At 50.6% G+C, this 21,410-nt stretch carries 18 protein-coding genes; 14 read left to right on the top strand and 4 right to left on the bottom strand.

All coding sequences use genetic code 11. The features are described 5' to 3' along the window. Positions 1–27 precede the first annotated feature (27 nt). The 8 genes from HEQ50_RS04780 (at position 28) to HEQ50_RS04745 (ending at position 10,479) form a co-directional block, all read left to right on the top strand. A complete protein-coding gene (locus HEQ50_RS04780; protein ID WP_168899384.1) occupies positions 28–1,017 on the top strand; it encodes an aldo/keto reductase in 990 nt (329 codons plus the stop codon). A 463-nt stretch (positions 1,018–1,480) separates the two neighbouring features. After that, entirely contained in the window at positions 1,481–2,494 is a 1,014-nt protein-coding gene (gene rbsR / locus HEQ50_RS04775; RefSeq protein WP_168899383.1) for a ribose utilization transcriptional repressor RbsR, read from the top strand. Between the two features lie 163 nt (positions 2,495–2,657). Then, the gene (gene rbsK, locus HEQ50_RS04770) at positions 2,658–3,578 is read left to right on the top strand and encodes a ribokinase (protein ID WP_168899382.1); all 921 of its coding nucleotides are present in this window, start codon (positions 2,658–2,660) and stop codon (positions 3,576–3,578) included. Between the two features lie 311 nt (positions 3,579–3,889). Next, complete coding sequence (gene tkt, locus HEQ50_RS04765; protein WP_168899381.1) at positions 3,890–5,911, top strand: transketolase; 2,022 nt, start codon at positions 3,890–3,892, stop codon at positions 5,909–5,911. Positions 5,912–6,137: 226 nt separating this feature from the next. Then, complete coding sequence (locus HEQ50_RS04760) at positions 6,138–7,031, top strand: C40 family peptidase (RefSeq protein WP_168899380.1); 894 nt, start codon at positions 6,138–6,140, stop codon at positions 7,029–7,031. A 114-nt stretch (positions 7,032–7,145) separates the two neighbouring features. Continuing rightward, positions 7,146–8,165 carry a DUF1002 domain-containing protein gene (locus HEQ50_RS04755; RefSeq protein ID WP_168899379.1) on the top strand — a complete coding sequence of 340 codons (1,020 nt, stop codon included), beginning with the start codon at positions 7,146–7,148 and terminating at the stop codon, positions 8,163–8,165. A gap of 477 nt (positions 8,166–8,642) precedes the next feature. Then, positions 8,643–10,127, top strand: coding sequence for a LysM peptidoglycan-binding domain-containing protein (locus HEQ50_RS04750; RefSeq protein WP_232842677.1), 1,485 nt, complete (start codon positions 8,643–8,645; stop codon positions 10,125–10,127). Between the two features lie 145 nt (positions 10,128–10,272). Continuing rightward, positions 10,273–10,479, top strand: a complete 207-nt coding sequence (locus tag HEQ50_RS04745) for a hypothetical protein (protein WP_125700055.1) — start codon at positions 10,273–10,275, stop codon at positions 10,477–10,479. A 245-nt stretch (positions 10,480–10,724) separates the two neighbouring features. Here the strand turns inward: HEQ50_RS04745 and HEQ50_RS04740 are convergent, their stop codons facing one another. From HEQ50_RS04740 to HEQ50_RS04730, 3 genes are all read right to left on the bottom strand, one after another. Beyond that, positions 10,725–11,687: a diacylglycerol kinase family protein gene (locus HEQ50_RS04740; RefSeq protein ID WP_211089203.1), complete on the bottom strand. Its 963-nt coding sequence runs from the start codon at positions 11,685–11,687 to the stop codon at positions 10,725–10,727. 149 nt (positions 11,688–11,836) lie between these two features. Continuing rightward, on the bottom strand, positions 11,837–13,516 hold the full coding sequence (gene rnjA, locus HEQ50_RS04735) for a ribonuclease J1 (protein WP_168899378.1): 1,680 nt from the start codon (positions 13,514–13,516) through the stop codon (positions 11,837–11,839). Next, entirely contained in the window at positions 13,513–13,731 is a 219-nt protein-coding gene (locus HEQ50_RS04730) for a DNA-directed RNA polymerase subunit epsilon (RefSeq protein WP_168899377.1), read from the bottom strand. The genes rnjA and HEQ50_RS04730 overlap by 4 nt, the downstream gene beginning before the upstream one ends. A 191-nt stretch (positions 13,732–13,922) precedes the next feature. Here HEQ50_RS04730 and HEQ50_RS04725 point away from each other — a divergent pair, with 191 nt between their 5' ends. Beyond that, complete coding sequence (locus tag HEQ50_RS04725) at positions 13,923–14,420, top strand: hypothetical protein (protein WP_168899376.1); 498 nt, start codon at positions 13,923–13,925, stop codon at positions 14,418–14,420. Between the two features lie 70 nt (positions 14,421–14,490). Here HEQ50_RS04725 and def read toward each other — a convergent pair whose 3' ends face one another. After that, positions 14,491–15,051, bottom strand: a complete 561-nt coding sequence (gene def / locus HEQ50_RS04720) for a peptide deformylase (RefSeq protein WP_168899375.1) — start codon at positions 15,049–15,051, stop codon at positions 14,491–14,493. Between the two features lie 275 nt (positions 15,052–15,326). Between def and pdhA the strand changes: the two genes are divergently transcribed. The 5 genes from pdhA to HEQ50_RS04695 all read left to right on the top strand — a co-directional run bounded on the left by pdhA (position 15,327) and on the right by HEQ50_RS04695 (position 21,408). Next, positions 15,327–16,442, top strand: coding sequence for a pyruvate dehydrogenase (acetyl-transferring) E1 component subunit alpha (gene pdhA / locus HEQ50_RS04715; RefSeq protein WP_168899374.1), 1,116 nt, complete (start codon positions 15,327–15,329; stop codon positions 16,440–16,442). A 2-nt stretch (positions 16,443–16,444) separates the two neighbouring features. Then, positions 16,445–17,422, top strand: coding sequence for an alpha-ketoacid dehydrogenase subunit beta (locus HEQ50_RS04710; protein ID WP_168899373.1), 978 nt, complete (start codon positions 16,445–16,447; stop codon positions 17,420–17,422). Positions 17,423–17,499: 77 nt separating this feature from the next. Further along, entirely contained in the window at positions 17,500–18,807 is a 1,308-nt protein-coding gene (locus tag HEQ50_RS04705) for a 2-oxo acid dehydrogenase subunit E2 (protein ID WP_168899372.1), read from the top strand. Between the two features lie 7 nt (positions 18,808–18,814). After that, on the top strand, positions 18,815–20,242 hold the full coding sequence (gene lpdA, locus HEQ50_RS04700; protein ID WP_168899371.1) for a dihydrolipoyl dehydrogenase: 1,428 nt from the start codon (positions 18,815–18,817) through the stop codon (positions 20,240–20,242). 260 nt (positions 20,243–20,502) lie between these two features. Next, positions 20,503–21,408 carry a lactate dehydrogenase gene (locus HEQ50_RS04695; protein WP_168899370.1) on the top strand — a complete coding sequence of 302 codons (906 nt, stop codon included), beginning with the start codon at positions 20,503–20,505 and terminating at the stop codon, positions 21,406–21,408. The last annotated feature ends 2 nt before the right edge of the window (positions 21,409–21,410 follow it).

The raw sequence follows: 21,410 nt of genomic DNA, 5'->3' as shown, positions 1-21,410 counted from the left end.
TAGGCATAAAGGGAAGGAATGTGGCAAATGTATTTAGCAGATGAACATCGTTATGAAAAAATTCCAGTGCGGCGTGCCGGAAATACTGGGTTTCAATTACCAGCAATTTCCTTTGGGATGTGGCATAAATATGGGGAACACGCCAATTACGGCGATACCCGCGACATTATCTTAAAGGCGTTTGATGCCGGGATCTTTAGCTTTGACTTGGCCGCCAACTATGGGCCAGGGTCCTACGAAGCAGAGCGGCTTTTTGGTGAAGTGTTAGACCGTGAATTAAAGCCCTACCGTGACGAATTGGTCATTAGTAGTAAGGCGGGTTTCCACATGTGGCCCGGCCCTTACGGCCAAATGAGCTCACGTAAGGCCCTCATGGCATCACTCGACCGTTCACTCAAGTGCATGGGTCTCGACTACGTGGATATCTTTTACAGCCACCGTTACGATGCTGAAACGTCACCGGAGGAAACGGCCGTGGCGTTGGATGACATGGTGCGGCAAGGAAAGACCCTCTACGTGGGCATTTCGAACTACACGGCACCCCAAGCCGAAGCGATGATTAAGATCTTCAAGGACCTGCATACGCCGTTTGTGGTGGATCAGGTATCCTACAACATGTTGAACCAGACGGCCAATGATGATGGCTTGTTCGACATGTTAAAGAAGAACAACGCCGGGGCGATTGCCTACGGACCATTGTGTGAGGGTCTGTTGACGGACAAATACCTGGATGGCATTCCGGAAGACGTCGACATTCATTGGTCGAGTGAATTCATCCTGGACGCGGGACGTGACAAGATGCTGCAGAAGCTGCAGGGCTTGAACAAGATTGCTCACAGTCGCGGCCAAAAGTTGTCGCACATGGCCTTAGCCTGGTTGCTCCACAACCCAGTGATTACCAGTGTGATTACGGGTGCTTCCAAACCAGAACATTTATATGAAAACGTCAAGGCCGTTCAGAATTTGGAATTTGACGCTGAAGAATTACAAGCGATTGATAAAATTTTAAAAGCTTAGCGTGGGGAAAGACCAGTGAAGACACCGGACTGCGGTGTTACTGGTCTTTTTCGTGTATTGCGGCCGCCAGACGCTTGATGTCTTCGCATATAATTTGCTGAAACGTGGGCCAAATGGCAGCCGGTTTCGCTTAAAACGGATCATCAAACAATCCAAACCCGGGATTATTCGAGGATCAGCCTTAATGCTCACCAGCTAACCACCATTTGGCCCACTCTTGACTGGTCTTTTTCGTGTATTTGGCCGGCGTTTCCGAATCTTGGGCGCTCAGGGGCCCGTTTGACGCGGTTTGCCGTTTGATAAATTTAATAATAACGAATACCAACTGAAAAAATAACTAAAATTGTTCAGCAACTGACGGTGCGGATAGGGTATAATTAATGCAAGTGGTTGTGGTCTCCCAGTTGAATACGGGGGGGACGGCAATTTCGTCGAGATTTGATAGATTGGTGTGGAGGGTGCTATGACACGGAAAGTAACGATTCGAGACCTGGCAGAAGCCGCCGGCGTTTCCGTCACCACGGTTTCGCAGATTTTAAATGGAAAGGGCGAGCGGTTTAGCATTGATACGCGGACCCGCGTGCATCAGCTCCAAGAAGAGATGGGCTACGTGCCGGACTTCAATGCCCGCAACCTGATTATGCGGTCGGCCCAGACAATTGGGGTGATTGTGCCGAACTTAGGCAACCCGTTCTTCAGCATGTTTATCAAAGGGGTGCAGGCGACCAGCCGTGACCGGCACTTTATCCCGCTGATTTTTGGGGCGAATTACGATGAAGACCTGGAAGGCTACTACTTACAGGAGTTAATTAAACGGGCAGTGGACGGTTTGATCATTGCCAGTTCTTCGATTACGGTTAAAGATATTGATAATATCCTGAAGAAGAATGGAATTCCGTATCTACTGATCGATCAAAATGGCGGGCCCAGCCTGGATAGTGTGCGAATCAATGATCAACGCGGAGGCAAGCTGGCGGCCGAGCACTTACTGTCACTGGGGCACCGGAAGATTGCGGTGATTATGCCGGCCGATCCCACGGATAATCTGGTGGTGCGGTTGGAAGGCTTTAAACACCATTTGTCTCAGGTTGGGGTGACCCTTCCCGAGGAAGCCTTCATCATTTCCCCAATGACTAAATTGGGCGGCTATCAAGCCACGGATGCCGTGATTCAACAGGCACCAACGGCCGTCTTTGCCGTCAACGATGAGATGGCGTTGGGCCTGATTCGTGGACTCCACGAACGGGGAATTCGTGTGCCGGAAGATATCTCGGTACTGGGCTATGATGACATTGATCTCGATGATTACGTGGTGCCGAAGCTCAGTACGGTCCATCAGCCGGTGGTCACCATGGGAGAGCAGGCCACCACATTGTTGATTAATCGAATTCAAAAGCGACAACTGGCCCCGCAGACGGTCGAATTGCCCGTTGAGTTACGCCAACGAGAGAGTACGGCCGCGGTAATACGTAAATAAGCCAACAAGATTTTAAAATTAGCTGAAAAAAAGTTCAAGTTTTACTTGTAAGCCTTTTCGAAACATGATACGCTAGGAGTAATCTGAAACGGGTTACCGGGCGTGTCGGTAATACGTAAAACGTTTTACGAACGGATAAATGGTTAAGGAGTGGAAGTTTATTATGGCAAACAAAGTAACTGTTCTTGGAAGTCTCAACGTGGATACAACCTTACGGGTTCCCCGGATGCCGTTACCAGGCGAAACGCTGTCAACTGAAAACAAGAGTAGTGCCGCTGGTGGGAAGGGTGCAAACCAAGCGGTTGCCGCAGCGCGTGCCGGTGCGGAGACCCAGTTCATCGGTAAGGTCGGCAATGATGATGCTGGCCGTTTCATGGTGGAATCGCTGCAAGTAGATAAGATTGACACGAGCGCTATTGTGACCGATAAGACGGTCGGAACCGGTTCTGCCTTCATTCTGTTGGATGAAGAAGGCCAAAACAGTATCCTGGTCTACGGTGGCTCAAACCAGCAGATCAAGGAAGATGAGGTCATTGCGGATGAAGACGCCATTGCCAAGACCGACTTTTTAATTACGCAATTTGAAACGCCACAGGCCGCAGCATTGACTGCCTTTACAGTGGCTAAGAAGCACAACGTCACGACGATTTTGAATCCTGCTCCCGCAGCTAAGATCGATCCTGCGCTGTTAAAGGTGACCGATTTGGTCGTGCCTAACGAAACCGAAAGTGCCGACTTAACGGGGATTGAAGTGACGGATCGGGCTTCCATGGACGCTAACGCCGCTAAATTCCGGGAAATGGGCGTCAAGAACCTGATTATTACCGTTGGGAGTAAAGGGGCATACTACGCCACGGAAAAGGAATCCGGGTTCGTTCCGGCATTTAAGGTAAAGGCCGTTGATACGACCGCTGCCGGGGACACGTTCATCGGGGCCCTCAGTTCCCAGTTAAAGCCTGATTTGAGCAATATTGAATCTGCCTTAACCTTTGCACAACGGGCAAGTTCTTTGACGGTGCAAGGTTTAGGGGCGATGCCATCGATCCCAACGTATGCGGACATCATCGCCGCAAGCCAAAAGTAATTTTCTGAAAGTGATCATTAAGTTAGCAATCTTTGCCGAATTTTTCGGAAAAGATTGCTTTTTTTTGCACTTTTGAGACAACCGGTTGCAACATCAATGAATCGGTATATTTACCAATACAGGTATCTGTCCAACATAAACGTTGATAGAATAACTTTCTAAAGAATGGTTGCATTATTTCAGTTGAATTGGTATACTTAGAAAAGTCAAGGAGATGCCGTTGACGATATCGATTAAATCAACGTATGCATGTGCCAATCAAAACTTGCGATCGTGAATGGTCCGGTCGCTCAAAGTGAGGTTATTTTACAATGTTGAATGAACAGGTCGTAAAAAAAGCAGATTTTGATGAGGTTGATACGCAGGCCGTGACGGCAGTGCGGATGCTCAGTATGGATATGATTTCCCGGGCACGGTCGGGTCATCCGGGATTGCCACTAGGGGTATCGCCAATGGCCTACGTCCTCTTTTCACGGCACTTGCGGATTGATCCCTCTTTTCCGCAATGGTTTAACCGTGATCGTTTCGTCCTTTCCGCGGGACATGGGTCGGCGATGCTGTACAGCCTCCTTCATTTGAGCGGTTTCGCGTTGAGCAAGAATGACCTGATGAATTTCAGACAAATGGGGAGTAAGACGCCCGGTCATCCGGAGTACGGGGTTACACCAGGGGTAGACGCGACAACGGGGCCTTTGGGCCAAGGTATTGGTATGGCCGTGGGGATGGCCATGGCAGAAATGCATCTAGGCGCTACTTATAATCGCAACGCCTTTAATGTCGTTGATCACTATACTTACGCGATTTGTGGCGATGGCGATCTGATGGAAGGGGTGGCAGCAGAGTCTGCCAGTCTTGCCGGCCAATTAAAATTAAATAAACTGATTGTGTTATATGATTCAAATGATGTGTCGCTCGACGGGCCGCTGGCCAATGCTTGTCATGATGACGTTGCCGGTCGGTTTGAAAGCTACGGTTGGAACTATCTCCGGGTTGCGGATGGCAATGATTTAACGGCCATCGATGATGCGATTAATACCGCTAAGAACAACCAGGCGGGGCCAACCTTGATCGAGGTTAAGACGGTGATCGGTGCGGGGAGCCCCCATCAGGGAACCAACAAGGTGCACGGCGCGCCGTTAAACGATGTCGACCTCGCAGCCACCCGGGAATTTTACAATTGGCACAACGATCCCTTTACGGTCCCAACGGCGGTCAGTGACCGGTTCCAGAGTACCGTGAAGTCTCGTGGTTGGGCTAGCCATCAAGAATGGTCGAATCTGGTGGCACGTTACTCCGCCGCAGAACCCGTGCTGGCGGCACAATTCGCTCAGGGGATTAGTCAAACCCTTCCCGCCGATTACACGGCTAGCCTGCCGACCTACTACAAGAAAGACGCCTTGGCTTCACGGGCTAGTGGCCACGAGATTCTCCAGCAGTTGAGCGCGGCTTGCCCGAATCTTTGGGGCGGTTCGGCGGACCTGTTTAGCTCCAACAAGACCAATGTTCAGGGCGAAGATCGGTTTAGCCGGGACAATCCGACCGGTAAGAATCTCTGGTTCGGGGTTCGCGAGTTCGCCGAGGCGGCGGCTATGAACGGGATTGCGCTGCACGGGGGCACCCGGGTCTATGGGTCGACCTTCTTCGTCTTCTCCGATTACATGAAGCCGGCAATCCGGTTGGCCGCACTGCAAAAGCTCCCAGTGATTTACGTCTTCACCCACGATTCATTGGCGGTTGGTGAGGATGGTCCTACGCACGAACCCGTTGAACAGTTAGCCGCCTTGCGGTCGATTCCAGGACTGACCGTTTACCGGCCAGCCGATGGGAACGAAACCGTGGCCGCGTGGGAACAAGCCATTGCGGCTACGGATCATCCCACGGCCATCGTGTTGACGCGTCAAGGCCTACCGACCCTGCCAAAGGCGGCGGCTAAGGTACGTCGTGGCGTTAAGCGTGGGGGATACGTCGTGACCGAGGCACAACATGAGGCGGAAGGGATTCTGATGGCCTCCGGGTCTGAAGTGAAGTTGGCGGTGGATGCCCAGCAACGCTTGGCCGAATTGGGCCATGATGTTCGCGTGGTGTCCCTACCAAGTTTTGAAAAATTCAGCACCCAAACCGCTGCCTATCAAGAACAGGTCTTGCCCAAGCACTTACGACGGCGCGTTGCCGTTGAAATGGCTAGCGGGGCGAGTTGGTACCGTTACGTTGGCCTAGATGGCGTGGCGTTGACCCAGGAACGGTTTGGGGCGAGTGGTAACGGGGCGACCGTCGTTAAGTCGGCTGGCTTTACCGTGGATCACGTTGTCCAAGCCTACCTTGATTTACAGTAAAAGGGTTTCATTTCTACTATAATATGTCGTCTTCCAGCCACGCTAGGCTTCCGCAACTAGCGTGGCTTTTTATAGATAGGAGACGGTGTCGACCAAAAATTCGGAACGTAGCTGGCGTTCTCGTTCCCTAAGCATTAAGTTGTGAACCATGAAGAAATTCAGAACAATCTAGTAAGTTGGTCAAATTATTGGTAAGATTGGGGTAAAGAAACTGGAGGCGGTTTTAATGGAGATTCGACGGATTAAGGTTCCCACGGCATTGGTGTGGTCCGCACCGACGGCAGCCACAAAGACTGATCAAACGTACTTGAAGAACGGCGATTTAGCGGCTTGGGTGGCAGCACTTCAGCCAACGGATCGGCAACGCTTAGCCGATAACAATAGTATCGTCACGGAAGCGCTGTTCAATGACCGGGTGATTTTGGACCGGCAAGAGGGCGACTGGGCCCACGTCTTTGTGACGCGGCAGTCCAATCGAGCTGAACGTCGGGGCTATCCCGGTTGGATTCCGATGGGGCAGCTCACCACAAGCGATGCCGAACTCGAATACCCAACAACGACGGTGCGGTTAGTGCAGCCGTCAACGACCTTACTGGATGTGAATCAGCAGCCCGTCCTGGAGTTACCCATGGGGACGATTCTGACCACGACGAGTCAGGACAGTGACTGGATTCAAGTCGTGACGCCTTTGGGTGTGGGGCAAATTCCAGCAGCTGCGGCTAAACTTGGGATCAGTGGTGTGGATGATGGCGATCGCATTTTGGCCCTGGGTCGTCAATTCATTGAGACGCCTTACCTGTGGGGGGGATTGACCCCAGCCGGTTTTGACTGTTCGGGCTTCGTCTATGCATTACACCGCGCCCTGGGAATTCCGGTTCCTCGGGATGCTCAGGATCAGTTTGCCAATGGTTACCCGGTTGCCCCGGAAGAGTTGACGGCCGGCGATTTGGTTTTCTTTGCCACGGAACACGGCACGGGCGCCGTTCATCACGTCGGCCTCTATGCAGGTGCCGGCCAGATTCTCCATGCACCGAAGCCGGGCGGGAAGGTCGAAGAAACCAGTATGGCAAAGTCTGCGTTTGCTCCAGAATACGCGGGCGCACGGCGTTTCTGGCAATAGCGCCAAGTCTGAAGAATTCTCTAAGGTCACGTTGAACTTGGCTTCCCGAGGTTTTCACGTGCTATACTGATTTCACGGGAGAAGTTAAATTCAAGTGAAAAGAGAGTGCAGACAATGAAATTAAAGCGACTTATTTTGAGCTTAGCTGCGGCCGCTCTGGTCGTGGGAATCGGTGGTCGGATTAGCGGTTATGCCGATACGACAGCGACCGACACGAGCGAGACAAGTAGTTCTGCCACCAGTGGGAGCACGGTTCAAACCAAGGCATTGTCCAAGGCTTACGTGGTCTATGGGGCAGGCCTAGCTAGTGAAGATAAGGACAGTGTGGCGTCAGCGCTGGGCGTTAAGTCCAATTACAGTGCCTTGACGGCCACGGGGAGCGACTACGCCAAGTATTTGAATTCAGCCGGAACCACCGATGCCAGCATGATTAGTTCGGTGGCCCTAGCACCCGCCGATCCAGGAACCGGTGTTAAGGTGAACATCGCGGACTATAATGGTAGTAATAATATTACGGAAGTCACTTCGCAGCAGTACGCCATGGTCGCAACAATGGCCGGGGTGAAGGATGTGATCATCACCGTGACGGCCGACAAGTCAGTCTCTGGCGAATCGGCGTTGACGGGTGTGTATAAGGCGTTGGCCGCCGACGGATTGACGTTGAACGCGGAGAATACGCAAGCGGCGAATGGCGTCTTGGATGCCACCCAACCGGCGATCGATAATAACAATAATGATAAGAAGTATCCGGGCAAATTGATGTCCGCCGTCGGGTCAGTCTCGTCCGATCTCGCGAAGCAACGACAGAACGGGGATGACTTAGCGACTAAGGCCGACATCGAAGCCATGCTGCAGAAGGCTTTGGCTAAGCAGGGGATTGATGGCAAGACCAGCCAAACGCAGATCACGAATATTGCGGTGGCACTGAGCAAAGTGCAGCAAGCACCGGTATCGACCAGCAAAACTTATGTGACCAATGTCACCAACGTGGCCAGTAATTTGGCCAACAGTATCGGTAACAAAATGGCAAATGTGAAAGACTTTGCCAACAGTGCGGATGCCAAAAAAGCAGAGAATTTCTTAGTTCAAATCTGGCATAAAGTCGTGGCGTTCTTCCAAGGACTCTTCAACTAAAAGGGGTCAGAACGGCGGGATTACTAACTAACGGGGAATTTCCCCGTTTTTTTTGTGCACATTATTTTGATTTCACAAACTTTCCGTGATTCTGGCTAATTGTAGCCTACAGAAAGCGTTATCGGGCACAACTTGTAGACTGCAACTGCTTTCATGGGCCGCATTAGTTGACCGCTTCAAGCTGAGCGATAGCAGTGATTGTTTACCGAATTTGAACGTTCGTTCGCTTTAGTGTAACCGCTTAATGCTCGTGTGGCGGTGCTTTCATACACATAAAGCTTATTGAATCTTTGAAATGCGAACGGATGTTTAACCTTAAAAATCTGTTATGATTTTCTTAATATTTCACAAGAAACAGGGAAAACGTGTGGTAATATTAGTTTGTGATTCGTATTTACTATGAACGACTGGCTGAGTTAGCTAGATTTCTCGTTCGCTTACGTTTGAAAAAAGTCATAAAAGGACGTGTTGTTGAAAATGAGTACAGGACAACGAAAAACAAAAGCGTTGGTCGGGGTCGTTGGCGCCATGGGTGCTCTGGCGGCTGGTGCGACCATTACGGCTAATGCCGACAGTATTCAAGTCAAGCAGGGCGATACCGTTTGGGAACTTTCACAAAAACTTGGGGTCTCAATCGATGACCTGGAAGCACAAAATTCAATTGACAGTAAAACTGATTTAATCTTTGTTGGTCAAAAGTTACAGGTCCGGTCCGCTAAGACGGCGCAAACATACACCGTTAAGTCCGGCGATACCCTGTGGGACTTAGCTCAACAGTATCATTTGTCCGTTGCGCAATTGCAACAGGCCAATCACATGAGTGGGGACGTCTTGAGCGTCGGACAACAGTTGACGATTCCGCGGGGAAGCACGGCCAAGACAACGACTGGCGCACAGGCGTCAACGGGAACGACCAGTAGTGCGACTCGGCAATCGACGCAGAAGGCCAACGCCGTTCAGGCCCAGATTGTGGCACAACAACAGGCCGCCGCAAGTAAGCAGCAACAAAAGCAGAGTGCGGTGGCTGGGACGTCGGCGACAACTTCCAGCAAGACGACACAACAAGCAACGACCACCACAAGCTCAGCAGCAACGAGCAGTAGCGTGACGAAGGATAATCATACGAACGCGACGACGTCAACGTCCCGGGCCAGCTTCGCGAAGTCGACGAGTCAATCATCAGTCGCTTCACGTGAGACGTCAGTGGCTAGCAGCTCATCCGTAGCAACGCCTTCAAGTAGCAGTACGAGTGCCAGTGCCGTGACGAGTACCAGCCAAGTCACCCAGCCCAAGCGCCAGTCTCGTGCCGCAGCAACGACGTCTAGTCGCGTAGCGCAACCAGTTCGTCAATCCAGTACGCAGTCGGCTGCGACGACCACGTCTTCTGCTAGTGCCGTGACGAGTAGCAGCACTAGTCAAGCACAGAAACAATCAAGTCGTCAAAATGCGACGGCTACAACGACGACCAAGCGGATCAAGACCACGACGCAATCGGCCGTTAAGAAGCAGGCAGCTGCATCTAGCAGTACCAGTTCTGCCAGCTCTTCCGTGGCCACGTCCAGTAGCAGCGTGAAGAAGACCACGAATACCGCCGGGTTAACCAGTGGTTCCGTGACGGGGTTGGCACTGAAGTTAGCCTCCGCCAATATCCCTTATGTTTGGGGCGGTGCCTCGCTGAGTGGCATGGATTGTTCCGGTCTGGTCGCTTACGTCTACAAGAACGCAATGGGCGTCAGTTTACCACACAACACGGTATCGCAAGAAGCCTACGTTTCGACCCATTCCGTTGGTTCGGCTAAACCGGGCGATATTCTCTTTTGGGGGTCCAAAGGGGCGACTTACCATGATGCAATCTACTTAGGTAACAATCAATTTGTTGATGCGCCGACGCCTGGGCAAAACGTGCAAGTTCACCAAATCAGCAAGTATTTCATGCCTTCCTTTGCCGGGACGGTTAAGTAATCGGTTGCAGACCAGAATTTTATGAAATTCGTTGAAAAAGTTTAAGATAATCGTTAACAAATCCTTTCGCAAGTGGTATGATTCCTTTTAGTCGTTTGAGAAAACGGGAATTAAAAACTATTTTTGTTAAAGGAGTTGTGTAGTGATGAGTAATCGGGTAGAGATTCTGGAAGAGTATCGGCAGGCTAATTCACAGCTAGCCACGTTGAAAGAAAAGGAATCCGCAACTGTTCAAAGTACTAGTGAAACCGTACAGATTGAACCGCGGTATGGTGAGGAAATGAACTACCTCAGTAATAAGTGCGCTCAGCTAGACATGATTCTGGAAGCAATGGATGCTTCTGAAGATTAGCATAAACCGTCGATGGTTGATCATCGACAAGTCCTATCGTCTGTGTGACGGTGGGGCTTTTTTGATTGACGCAGTCACCAAATGTGGGGACGCGCCCCGTGTCCGGCGACCAACTTAAGCCGGGATAGTTGGCCGTAGATCGGTACGTTTGAACGTTCAGTTTACATTGCTAATTTAAAAAAAGATCGCGTTACCACAAGAAAACTTGTCGTAACGCGATCTTTTTGTCTGTCAGTTTCAGAAAACTAAATCGTCACATCAAACCAAAACGGGTACTGCTTGACCCCGACGTAGACGTCGAAGAAGCGTCCACCCATCTCTTCGCCGTCTAATTGGCCGTATTCGATGGCTGGAACGGTCAGGTGGACACTTGATGCCTGATAGTAGTGAACGGCCTTAGACGTCAAATGACGCTTAAATACGAGCCGTAGGGCCAGCCACATGAGCTTGAAGAAGTTGGGCTTCTCAATCACCACCAAATGGAGCTGATGATCGGTAATGGTGGCGTTGGGGACGATACCTACGCCACCACCGAAGTAGGGGTGATTGGTCGTCGTGACCAGAAAGGCGTTGGGGTAGATGTCACGCTGATTACCCACGTGGACGGTCAGTGTGAACCCCGTCTGATTGTAATAAACATCTAGCGCTGATGCGAGGTAAGAGAGCTTACCCATGTGGTGCTTGTTGAGCCACACCTTGGCCTTGGATTGATTAGCCTGCGAAATAATAGCGGCGTCAAAGCCAATCCCCAGATTGTTGGTGAAGACCCCGCGTTCCTGCTTAATGGTTTCGTTATAACTCCCAATATCGTAGGTCGTTGCGTGGGTACACTGAATCACTTGCTTGAGGGCTTCCTGCCACTTGAGCGCCATCCCCGCGCCACGGGCGAAGTCGTTGCCAGAACCGATCGGCAGGTAGGCAACCGGGATGGGGTAGGTGCGTGGTTGTTTGGTGAGGCCGTTGATGGCTTCGTGAAGGGTACCGTCGCCACCGACAGCGAGGACGACCCAGTTTTGATGGGCGGCGTCTGGTAATTGTTTGGCAAATTGCTCGCTTAAAAGAATCGCATGGTTGGCGTATTCTGAAATGGCGAGCTGGTAGGAGACTTGGGCGTCGTCGAGTTGTTGCTTAATCTCGGGCCACAAGTCCTTGGCACGACCACTTCCCGCGTGCTCGTTTAAGATGATATAGAACTGGACACTCACCATACTTCTCCTCTCAATTATTAATCCTCACCATTATAAACGAAATCAAGGAAACTGCCTAGTGATTCTAGCGGAACTTTCCCGAGTTGTAAGATTTACTGAAAAAAGAGCAAGACAAAAGGGATGCCCTAACAGCATCCCTTCAATCAAGGTTACTTCGTCATAATAAACATGGGTAAGATCATTGGGTGACGTTCCGTCTTTGCAAAGAGGAAGTTCTGGAGGTCATCAATGACGGCGTTACGAATCGAGGCTTCAGTGGCCTTAGGATTACGCATGGCCCGCCGGATCGTCTGGAAGACGCGCCGCCGACCCTCATTTAAGAGCTCGCCGGATTCACGCATGTAGACGAATCCACGAGAGAGTAAATCGGGACCAGCCTTGATCTCTTGGTTCTTCAGATCGATCGTGGCCACGACCACGACTAAACCTTCTTCGGACAGGAGTTGACGGTCACGTAAGACCACGTTACCGATATCACCGATACCAGAACCGTCGATGTAAACATCGCCGGCGGTAAAGTGACCCGCTACCCGTGCGGAGTCCTGCGTCAGAGCCAACACATCCCCATTTTGGAGGATGAAGCTGTGATCCAGAGGCACGCCACACTGTTCGGCCAATTCGGTGTGAATCTTCAACATCCGGTATTCCCCGTGAATCGGCATGAAGAACTTCGGTTGCATCAGCCGGAGCATCAGCTTCTGTTCTTCTTGACCACCGTGACCAGAGGTATGGATATTGTTGACCTTGCCATGGATGACGTTGGCACCGGCTTCTTCCAGTTCGTTGATTACCCGGTTCACGGAAATCGTGTTCCCAGGAATTGGGTTACTGGAGAAGACTACGGTGTCGCCGGGTTGAATCGAAATTTGACGGTGAGTCCCGTTGGCAATCCGTGAAAGGGCGGCCATGGGTTCGCCTTGCGACCCGGTACAAAGAATCATCACTTTTTCAGCGGGGAGGGAACGAATGGCATTGGCATCCACTAACGCGTCGTCAGGAATGTTCAAATAGCCCAGTTCACGACCGTTGACGATAGCAGCTTCCATTGAGCGGCCAAAGACGGCAATCTTTCGGCCGTGCGCCAACGCAACTTCACAAGCCGTCTCGATACGTGAGATGTTGGAAGCAAACGTGGCAAAGATGACCCGGCCTTCAACTTGGTCGAAAATCTTTCGAATGGATTTACCCACCCATTTTTCGGATTTGGTCCAAATTGGCCGCTCGGCGTTGGTACTGTCTGACATCAGGCAGAGGACGCCTTCTTCGCCGAGTTTGGCCATCTTCTGAAGATCAGGCGGCTGGTTGGTCACGGGGGTTAAGTCGAACTTATAGTCCCCAGTTTCCACAATCGTGCCGACTGGTGTATGAACCGCAACCCCCAAAGTATCGGGAATTGAGTGGGTCGTCCGGAAGAAGGTGATGCTCATCTTCCGGAATTTAAGCACAGTATCATCGTCAATTGCGTGTAGTTCAGTCGATTTAAGTAATCCGTGTTCTTCAAGCTTGTTCTTAATCAGGGCCAAGGCCAGCGGGCCAGCATACACTGGGACGTTTAGGGCCTTTAGCAAATACGGGATACCGCCAATATGATCTTCGTGGCCGTGGGTGATCACTAGCGCTTTGATCTTGGCCTGGTTCTCGACGAGGTATTGATAATCGGGGATGACATAGTCGATCCCTAACAATTCGTCTTCCGGAAATTTAATCCCGGCATCGATCAGGATAATTTCGTCCTGAAACTGGATGCCATAGGTGTTCTTCCCGATTTCACCAAGTCCACCCACGCCAAAGATAGCGGTCTCGTTATTTTTGACGTTTAACTTGTTCATTCATTAAACTCCGTTAACTTGTAATTCGGATTCTGTTGTTCATAAGCGAGCGTGTTGCCCTCAATCGCTTCAATGAATTCGATATTGTGTTCCGTGTGTGCCTCTACTTGGGCCCGAGCTTCAACTTCGGTGTCCGCTTCCAAGTAAAGAGAATGGGTATCCTCGCGCTTAGGATTCCGCTTTTTATCGTTTTGGTAATAAACTTTATAAATCACTGACAAAACTCCTTTAACAAAATAATTTAACACGTCAGATTCGCGGCGTGTCATTGGTCCATCCGAACTGCGGGTTGCTTACACAACAATTAGCACAATTTTAGCATAGTTTCAGGCGATTGTATAGAATTACCACTGGACGACAAAACATGCTATGATTAACGTAACGCAAAGTGAACGGAGGAGACGCCATGGCATTAATAGTAGAGATCATCATTGGGATTATCATTGCCATCGTGATATATGAAATGATTCACCGCACCATCGTTCAACGGGCCACCCGGATTGTTCGGCGTTCTGCCCAAGACGAGACGGATGTGGCAGTCAAAGCGGCCCTCCAGCGGTTAGTGAACGAAGATGTGCTGACCGAACCCGAGTGTCAGATTGAGGCGGCGGAGACGGTCGCCGATGTCTGGGGGCGCGGTGTGATGTCGTTTGAATACAGTTTTCCGGCTGGTTTGGATACGGAGCGGCGTTTACCCGAGCTGGAACAGGCGTTTAATCGGGCGTTGGCCAGCTTCAGTGCCGATCACGACATCAAGTCCGTGGTCACGGGGTCGGCCTTTGTGGTCAGCGATATCTGGGTCTACACGGGGGAACTTCACTTAGACGTGGCCTACCTGATGAACGAGTCAACGGTGGAATACCTAAGGGATTTGAAAAAATTGGGCGATCCAGTCGTCAAGTAAACGAAATATGTAAAGAAAAAACGAGTTGCTTTCGCAGAAATTGTGAAAGCAACTCGTTTTTTGCAAGTGATTACTCAATCATAATCGTATCTTCGGCTCGACTGAACGGTTGATCTTTATCGATATGATCGTAGAACAACGTCCCGTGTAAGTGGTCAATCTCGTGTTGGCACACGATTGCGGGGTAGTTCTTGAGGCGGATCTGGTGCTTTTCACCCGTAACGTCGTAATAACGTAACGTGATCCGATCGTGGCGGGGAACGAAGCCAGGGACATCCTTGTCCACGGACAGACAACCTTCACCCTCAGTGAGGGCACCCAGTTGAACGGATTCGGACACGATGACGGGGTTGATAATGACATCGGTGAACGGTGACTTGCCGTTTTCTTCTGCTGGTGGGACCAGGACAGAGGCCATCTTCTTCGAGACGCCAACTTGGGGTGCAGCCAGTCCGACACCGGCCCGCAACCCATACTTTTTACACTGCTCAGGGTCCTGGGAGACCACTAGGTATTCCATTAAGTCCTTAGCGAGCTGTTGATCCTCTGCAGACAAGGGAAAAGTGACTTCTGCCGCTTCCTTACGCAGTACGGGATCGCCATCTCTGACAATATCTTTCATGAGAAACAAGAGCATTACCTCCGCAAATTATTCATAACTAATCACCATTTTAACATATCATCGAAACAAAATGAAATGAAAGAAAACGTTTTCTATACATTAAAAAAGGCGAAAGCTGATAATCACAAGCATAGTCAAAGATTTCGCACTAAACCTTTATTTACGTTAATGAAAGGGCTTGCAACGGTTGTGAAAAAATGGTACTTTAGGGGTGTAGTCAGGAAACGCAACGTTAACTCACTCTTGTTAACAATTTCATATCAAGTGAAAGGAAAGTGTTACTTATGGCTAATGGAAGCAAACAGATTGTAGACTTTGCCAAAATCAAAGCTACGATGGCCGACCCATACAAGCACCCGGTGCAAGTCATTGACCGGGAAGGGAAGGTCGTAGATCCAGACACGTTGGCGAAATATTCAGATGACCAACTTGTCGACTTCATGAAGAAAATGGTTTGGGAGCGTACGTTACACGAACAAACAATGAACTTCTCCCGTCAGGGTCGCCTCGGTTTCTATGCTCCAACTGCCGGTGAGGAAGCCAGTGAAATGGGAAGTGTGACTGCGTTTAAGGATCAAGACTTCCTGTTACCTGCTTACCGTGATTTACCACAAATGATTCAACACGGTACAACTGTTGCTAAAGGTTTCTTATGGTCTAAAGGCCACGTTCAAGGAAACCAACATGAAAATCCAAACATGCTTTTCCCACAAATTATTATCGGTGCCCAGTACGTTGAAACTGCCGGCGTTGCACTGGGAATCAAGAAGAATAAAGATGAAGACCGCGTTGCCTTTGTCTACACCGGTGATGGTGGGACCTCACAAGGGGACTGGTATGAAGGGGTTAACTTCACCAGTGCCTTCCAAGCACCAGCCGTCTTCTTTGTTCAAAACAATGGTTGGGCTATTTCCGTGCCACGTTACAAGCAAACCGGTGCCGAAACCTTGGCACAAAAGGCGGTTGCCATGGGGGTTCCTTCCGTTCAAGTTGACGGGATGGACATTGTGGCGGTTCACGAAGTGTCTAAAGCTGCCCGTGAATTCGCTGTTGCTGGTAACGGTCCAGTCGTGATCGAAACCTTAACCTACCGTTATGGTGCTCACTCTTCGGCGGGTGATGATCCTTCTCGTTACCGGACGAAGGAAGAAGAAAAGCCTTGGTTCGATGCCGATCCACTGATTCGGATGCGGAAAGTCTTAACGGACAAGGGCGTTTGGTCACAAGATCAAGAAGATAAGTTAGTCGACGAATACAAAGACGAATTTAAGGAAGCAATGAAGGAAGCAGAAGCTGCACCAGCACAAAAGGTTTCCGACTTCCTGAAGTGGACTTACAATGTTCCTACTCCAGCGGTTAAGAAGCAAATTGCAGAATTCGAAGCAAAGGAGTCGAAGTAATCATGGCTAAAATGACGTATATTAAAGCGATCACTTCTGGTCTGGATCAAGTCTTAAACGATGATCCCAAGACTTTGATCTTCGGTGAAGATGTCGGGAAAAACGGTGGTGTCTTCCGGACCACGGTTGGGCTGCAAGACAAGTATGGTGAAGACCGGGTCTTCGATACCCCATTGGCCGAATCCGGGATTTTAGGGTTAGCTATCGGGTTATCACTGACTGGTTGGCGGCCAATTCCAGAAATCCAATTCATGGGCTTCACGTTCGAAGCGATGGATGGGATTGTTGGCCAATTAGCACGGGACCACTACCGGTTCGGTGGTCAGAAAAACTTCCCAGTTACGGTGCGGACACCATTTGGTGGTGGGACGCATACCGCCGAAATGCATGCCGATAACTTGGAAAACTACTTCACGAGCACCCCAGGTCTGCGGGTTGTAACCCCAGCCAATCCATACGATGCGAAGGGCTTAATCATCTCTGCGGTAGAGAGTGACGATCCTGTCTTATTCATGGAAAATCTGAAGCTTTACCGGTCAATGAAGGATGAAGTTCCTGACGAAAAGTACACGGTTCCGCTAGATTCCGCTAAAGTGGTTCGCGAAGGAACCGATGTTACGATTGTGGCCTACAGTGCCGAAGTCAACGAATCTCTGACGGCTGCGGATGCTTTGGCTAAGGACAACATCTCAGCTGAAGTGATTGACCTGCGTTCACTGTCACCAATTGATACGGATACCATCTTTGCTTCCATCGACAAGACACACAAGGTTGTCGTTGTTCAAGAAGCACAACGGATGGCCGGTGTTGGTGCCGTTGTGGCTTCCGACATTGCCGAAGAAAAGATTATGTCCTTGGATGCTCCTATCGGTCGGGTTGCGGCACCGGATAGCGTTTATCCATTTGCCCAAGCCGAAAACGACTGGATTCCAAATGCCGATGACATCGAAGCCAAGGTACGTGAAATCGTTAATTACTAAAATGTAACCGCTCTATTTAAAAGATAAAAATCGATGTGGGAACATCCTGCATTAAATGAAAGAAAGGAAGTTTTCCCATGGCTTATACGTTCAAACTCCCTGAGCTTGGTGAAGGAATGGCTGAAGGTGAAATTTCTTCATGGCTTGTTAAAGAAGGAGACGCCGTTAAGGAAGACGACACGTTAGTCGAAATCCAAAACGATAAGTCTGTTTCAGAATTGCCATCACCCGTTGATGGTACGATTTCAAAGATTGTCGCACAAGAAGGGGATACCGTAGAGATCGGTGACCCATTGATTGTGATTGACGATGGCTCAGATACACCACCTGACTTAGGCAAGGGCGGCGATGCTGCACCTGCTGAAGAAGCTGCACCGGAACCTGCCGCTGCACCGGAAGCCGCCGCACCAGCACCAGTTGCTGCGCCAACCGGTGTGCCTGCTGCCGCTGACCCGAACAAGTTAGTCATGGCGATGCCATCGGTTCGGCAGTATGCCCGGGACAAGGGTGTTGATATTACCCAGGTAGCGCCAACCGGGAACCACGGCCAAGTCTTGAAGGCTGATATTGATAACTTCAATGGTGCCGCTGCCCCAGCTGCTGAAAAGGCTGCTCCGGCTGCCCCAGCTGCCGCTAAAGCAACGGGTCAAGCAATCAAGCCTTGGAACGCGGATCGGCCAGAACTGGAAACTCGCGAACCAATGTCGCCAATGCGGAAGATTATCGCCAAGAGTATGCGGACTTCCAAGGACATTGCGCCACATGTTACCTCGTTTGACGAAGTTGAAGTTTCAGCTTTGATGGCTAACCGGAAGAAGTACAAGCAAGCCGCTGCCGACAAGGGCATTCACTTAACCTTCTTACCATACATCGTTAAGGCGTTAGTCGCTGTTATGAAGGACTTCCCAGAATTGAATGCTTCTATTGACGACACGACCCAAGAGATTGTCACGAAGCACTACTACAACATTGGGATTGCCACGAACACGGACCACGGTCTGTACGTGCCAAACATCAAGAATGCGGACTCCAAGGGAATGTTTGAAATCGCTAAGGAAATTAGTGAAAACACCCAAGCCGCTTACGATAACAAGTTGTCGCCAGCATCCATGGCCGGTGGGTCCATTACCATCAGTAACGTTGGGTCCATTGGTGGCGGCTGGTTCACGCCAGTCATTAACCAACCTGAAGTGGCCATTCTGGGGGTTGGCCGGATTGAAAAGGCACCTTACGTCAACGAAGATGGTGACATCGTCGTTGGTCGGATGCTGAAGCTCTCCATGAGTTACGATCACCGTTTAATCGACGGGGCCTTGGCTCAAAATATCTTAAACGAAATGAAAGCATTGCTTCATGATCCAGAAATGCTCTTAATGGAAGGATGACAGAAATATGGCAGATGTTGAAAAAAAGGATACCGTCATCATTGGTGCCGGCCCCGGTGGCTATGTTGCCGCAATTCGGGCTTCTGAATTAGGCCAAAAAGTAACTTTGGTTGAAAAATCCGATACGCTGGGCGGTGTCTGCCTGAACGTTGGTTGTGTGCCTTCCAAAGCGTTGATCCAAGCGGGTCACCGGTTAGAACAAGCCAAGGATGGGTCCACTTACGGGATTTCGACGAGTTCGGCTGAGATCGACTTCAAGAAGACCCAGGACTGGAAACAAAAGAAGGTTGTTGATCGGATGACCAGTGGCGTTAAGATGCTGATGAAGAAGCATCACGTTGACGTGGTCAATGGTGAAGCGGTCTTCTTGAGCGATACCCAGCTACGGGTCATGCCAACCGGTGAAAAGCAATTCATGTCGACGGATACGGGTCAAACCTTCGAATACAATAACATTATTATTTCGACGGGGAGCCACCCAATCGAAATTCCTGGATTCAAGTTTGAAGGCCGGGTCATTGACTCGACCGGTGGGCTCAACTTACCAGAAATTCCTAAAGAATTCGTCGTCATCGGTGGTGGTTACGTGGGAACCGAATTAGCGGGCGCATACGCTAGTCTGGGTGCACACGTCACGATCATTGAAGGAACGCCATCCATTCTGCCTAACTTTGAAAAGGATATGGTCTCCGTTGTGCTGAAGAACTTGAAGAAGAAGGGTGTTGACGTCATTACCAGCGCCATGGCTAAGAGTTCGAAGCAAGATGACAACAGTGTCGATGTTACTTACGCTGTAGATGGCAAAGAAACCACGATCAAGGCGGACTACTGCATGGTCACGGTTGGCCGGAAGCCAAATACGGACGACTTGGGCTTGGAATACACCAAGGTTAAGTTGAACGACCATGGTCAAATCGAAGTCGATAACCAAGGTCGGACGGCTTCGGAACACATCTGGGCCGTAGGTGACGTGGTTCCTGGTGCCGCATTGGCTCACAAGGCCTTTGCTGAAGCCAAGACGGCCGCTGGTGCTATTGCCGGTAAGAAGACCGCCAACGATTGGTTGAGTGTGCCGGCCGTATGTTTCGCCGATCCCGAATTGGCAACGGTGGGCTACACCCAAGCCGAAGCCAAGGATAAGGGAATCAAGGTCAAGACGGCGAAGTTCCCATTTGCCGGGAATGCCCGGGCCGTTTCACTGGATGCGCCTGAAGGGTTCGTTCGCTTCGTCTACACGGATGATGACAACAAGAACATCGTCGGTGCTCAAGCGGTTGGCCCAGAAGTCAGCACGATGACCGGGGAATTATCCTTGATTGTCAACGGTGGGTTAAATGTAGAAGACGTCGCATTGACGATTCACCCACATCCAACGTTAAACGAACCAATCCAAGAAACCGCAGACATTGCGTTAGGGTTCCCAACCCACGTCTAAGGCGACTTGCGACAACTCTAATTTGATTGAAAAAGGTGATGCCAGTTGGCGTCACCTTTTTTATGTCGCGGGAGTTCTAACTTGCTATCCGACAGGGTTCACTTATAATGGGATTATGTGGTTATTTTTAACGGGAATTGGCGGTGGTCAGACAGGACTATCGCCGGGAAAATGTGTCGGAAGACGCCCTGTGCGCGGTGAATTGGGTGTGCTTGTGGCAGCGGAAATACCCCATTGTTTTGGTAAAAGGAGGGTTACCCATGAAACCAACGTTATTAATTCAGGGAAATTTTGATCAGGCGAGTCAGCTGTTACATCAACTACTGGTGACTGACCTGCCGCTCGATTGCGTGGTGATGCCGAATACAACGGACGATGCGCCACGCTATCAGCCATTGGTTGTGGCGAGTGCTCTGTGCCCGCGCCTGACGATTCGGGTAGGCACTGCGGCCGACTATGGTCAGGCTACTTGGCTGATGGTGCTCGACCGTGAGACGGTGGAGACGCCCGTCGCGAGCATGGTGGCGGAACTGCGATTATTGATGAAACGAATTGTGGAGAACGGCTTCAATGGCCAACTGATCTTCTCCGGCAAGCAGGATGCGATTTTAACCTACTTTGCGTGGAAATTCTCTGGGTTACCCGCCAGTCAGATCTGGGGCCTGGGGACGTATCCACTGACCCGGCTACTGACGTACCGATTGGCCGAACGACTAGGCGTTGGGGCGACGATGATCCAAGCGACGGTGGTTGGCACAGCGCAGTCGCCGATTATCGCGTGGAGTCGGACCTATGTCGGCCCCGCACCACTTCTCATGTACTTAGCCAACGCCGATGCTGGTTTTGATGCTGACGACTTGGACAAGATGAGCACGTGGCTGACGCGAGAAGCGGCCGAACAACAAGCGACACTACGGCACTTAGCGATCATTCGCCTACTCCACGCGACGCTGTCACATCAGCCGGTGATTGCCGCCGTCACCAACATTCACGAGGAAGATCCGGCCTTTGCGGCGGCGTCACCCGTATTGGTGGGCGATCAGGGCGTCCGGCATTTAACGAATCTGGTCTTGTCTGAAGACGAACAACAAGCCTATGCCGGTCAGATTGCGGCGGTTCGTGAGCAAATTACAACGATTGAAGCACAACAAACGGAGGGAAAATAACG

It is taken from the genome of Lactobacillus sp. HBUAS51381, from assembly GCF_012641095.1.
Lineage (GTDB): Bacteria > Bacillota > Bacilli > Lactobacillales > Lactobacillaceae > Levilactobacillus.
Note: the sequence above shows the minus strand (reverse complement) of the source record. Positions and strands in the feature narration are given on the sequence as shown.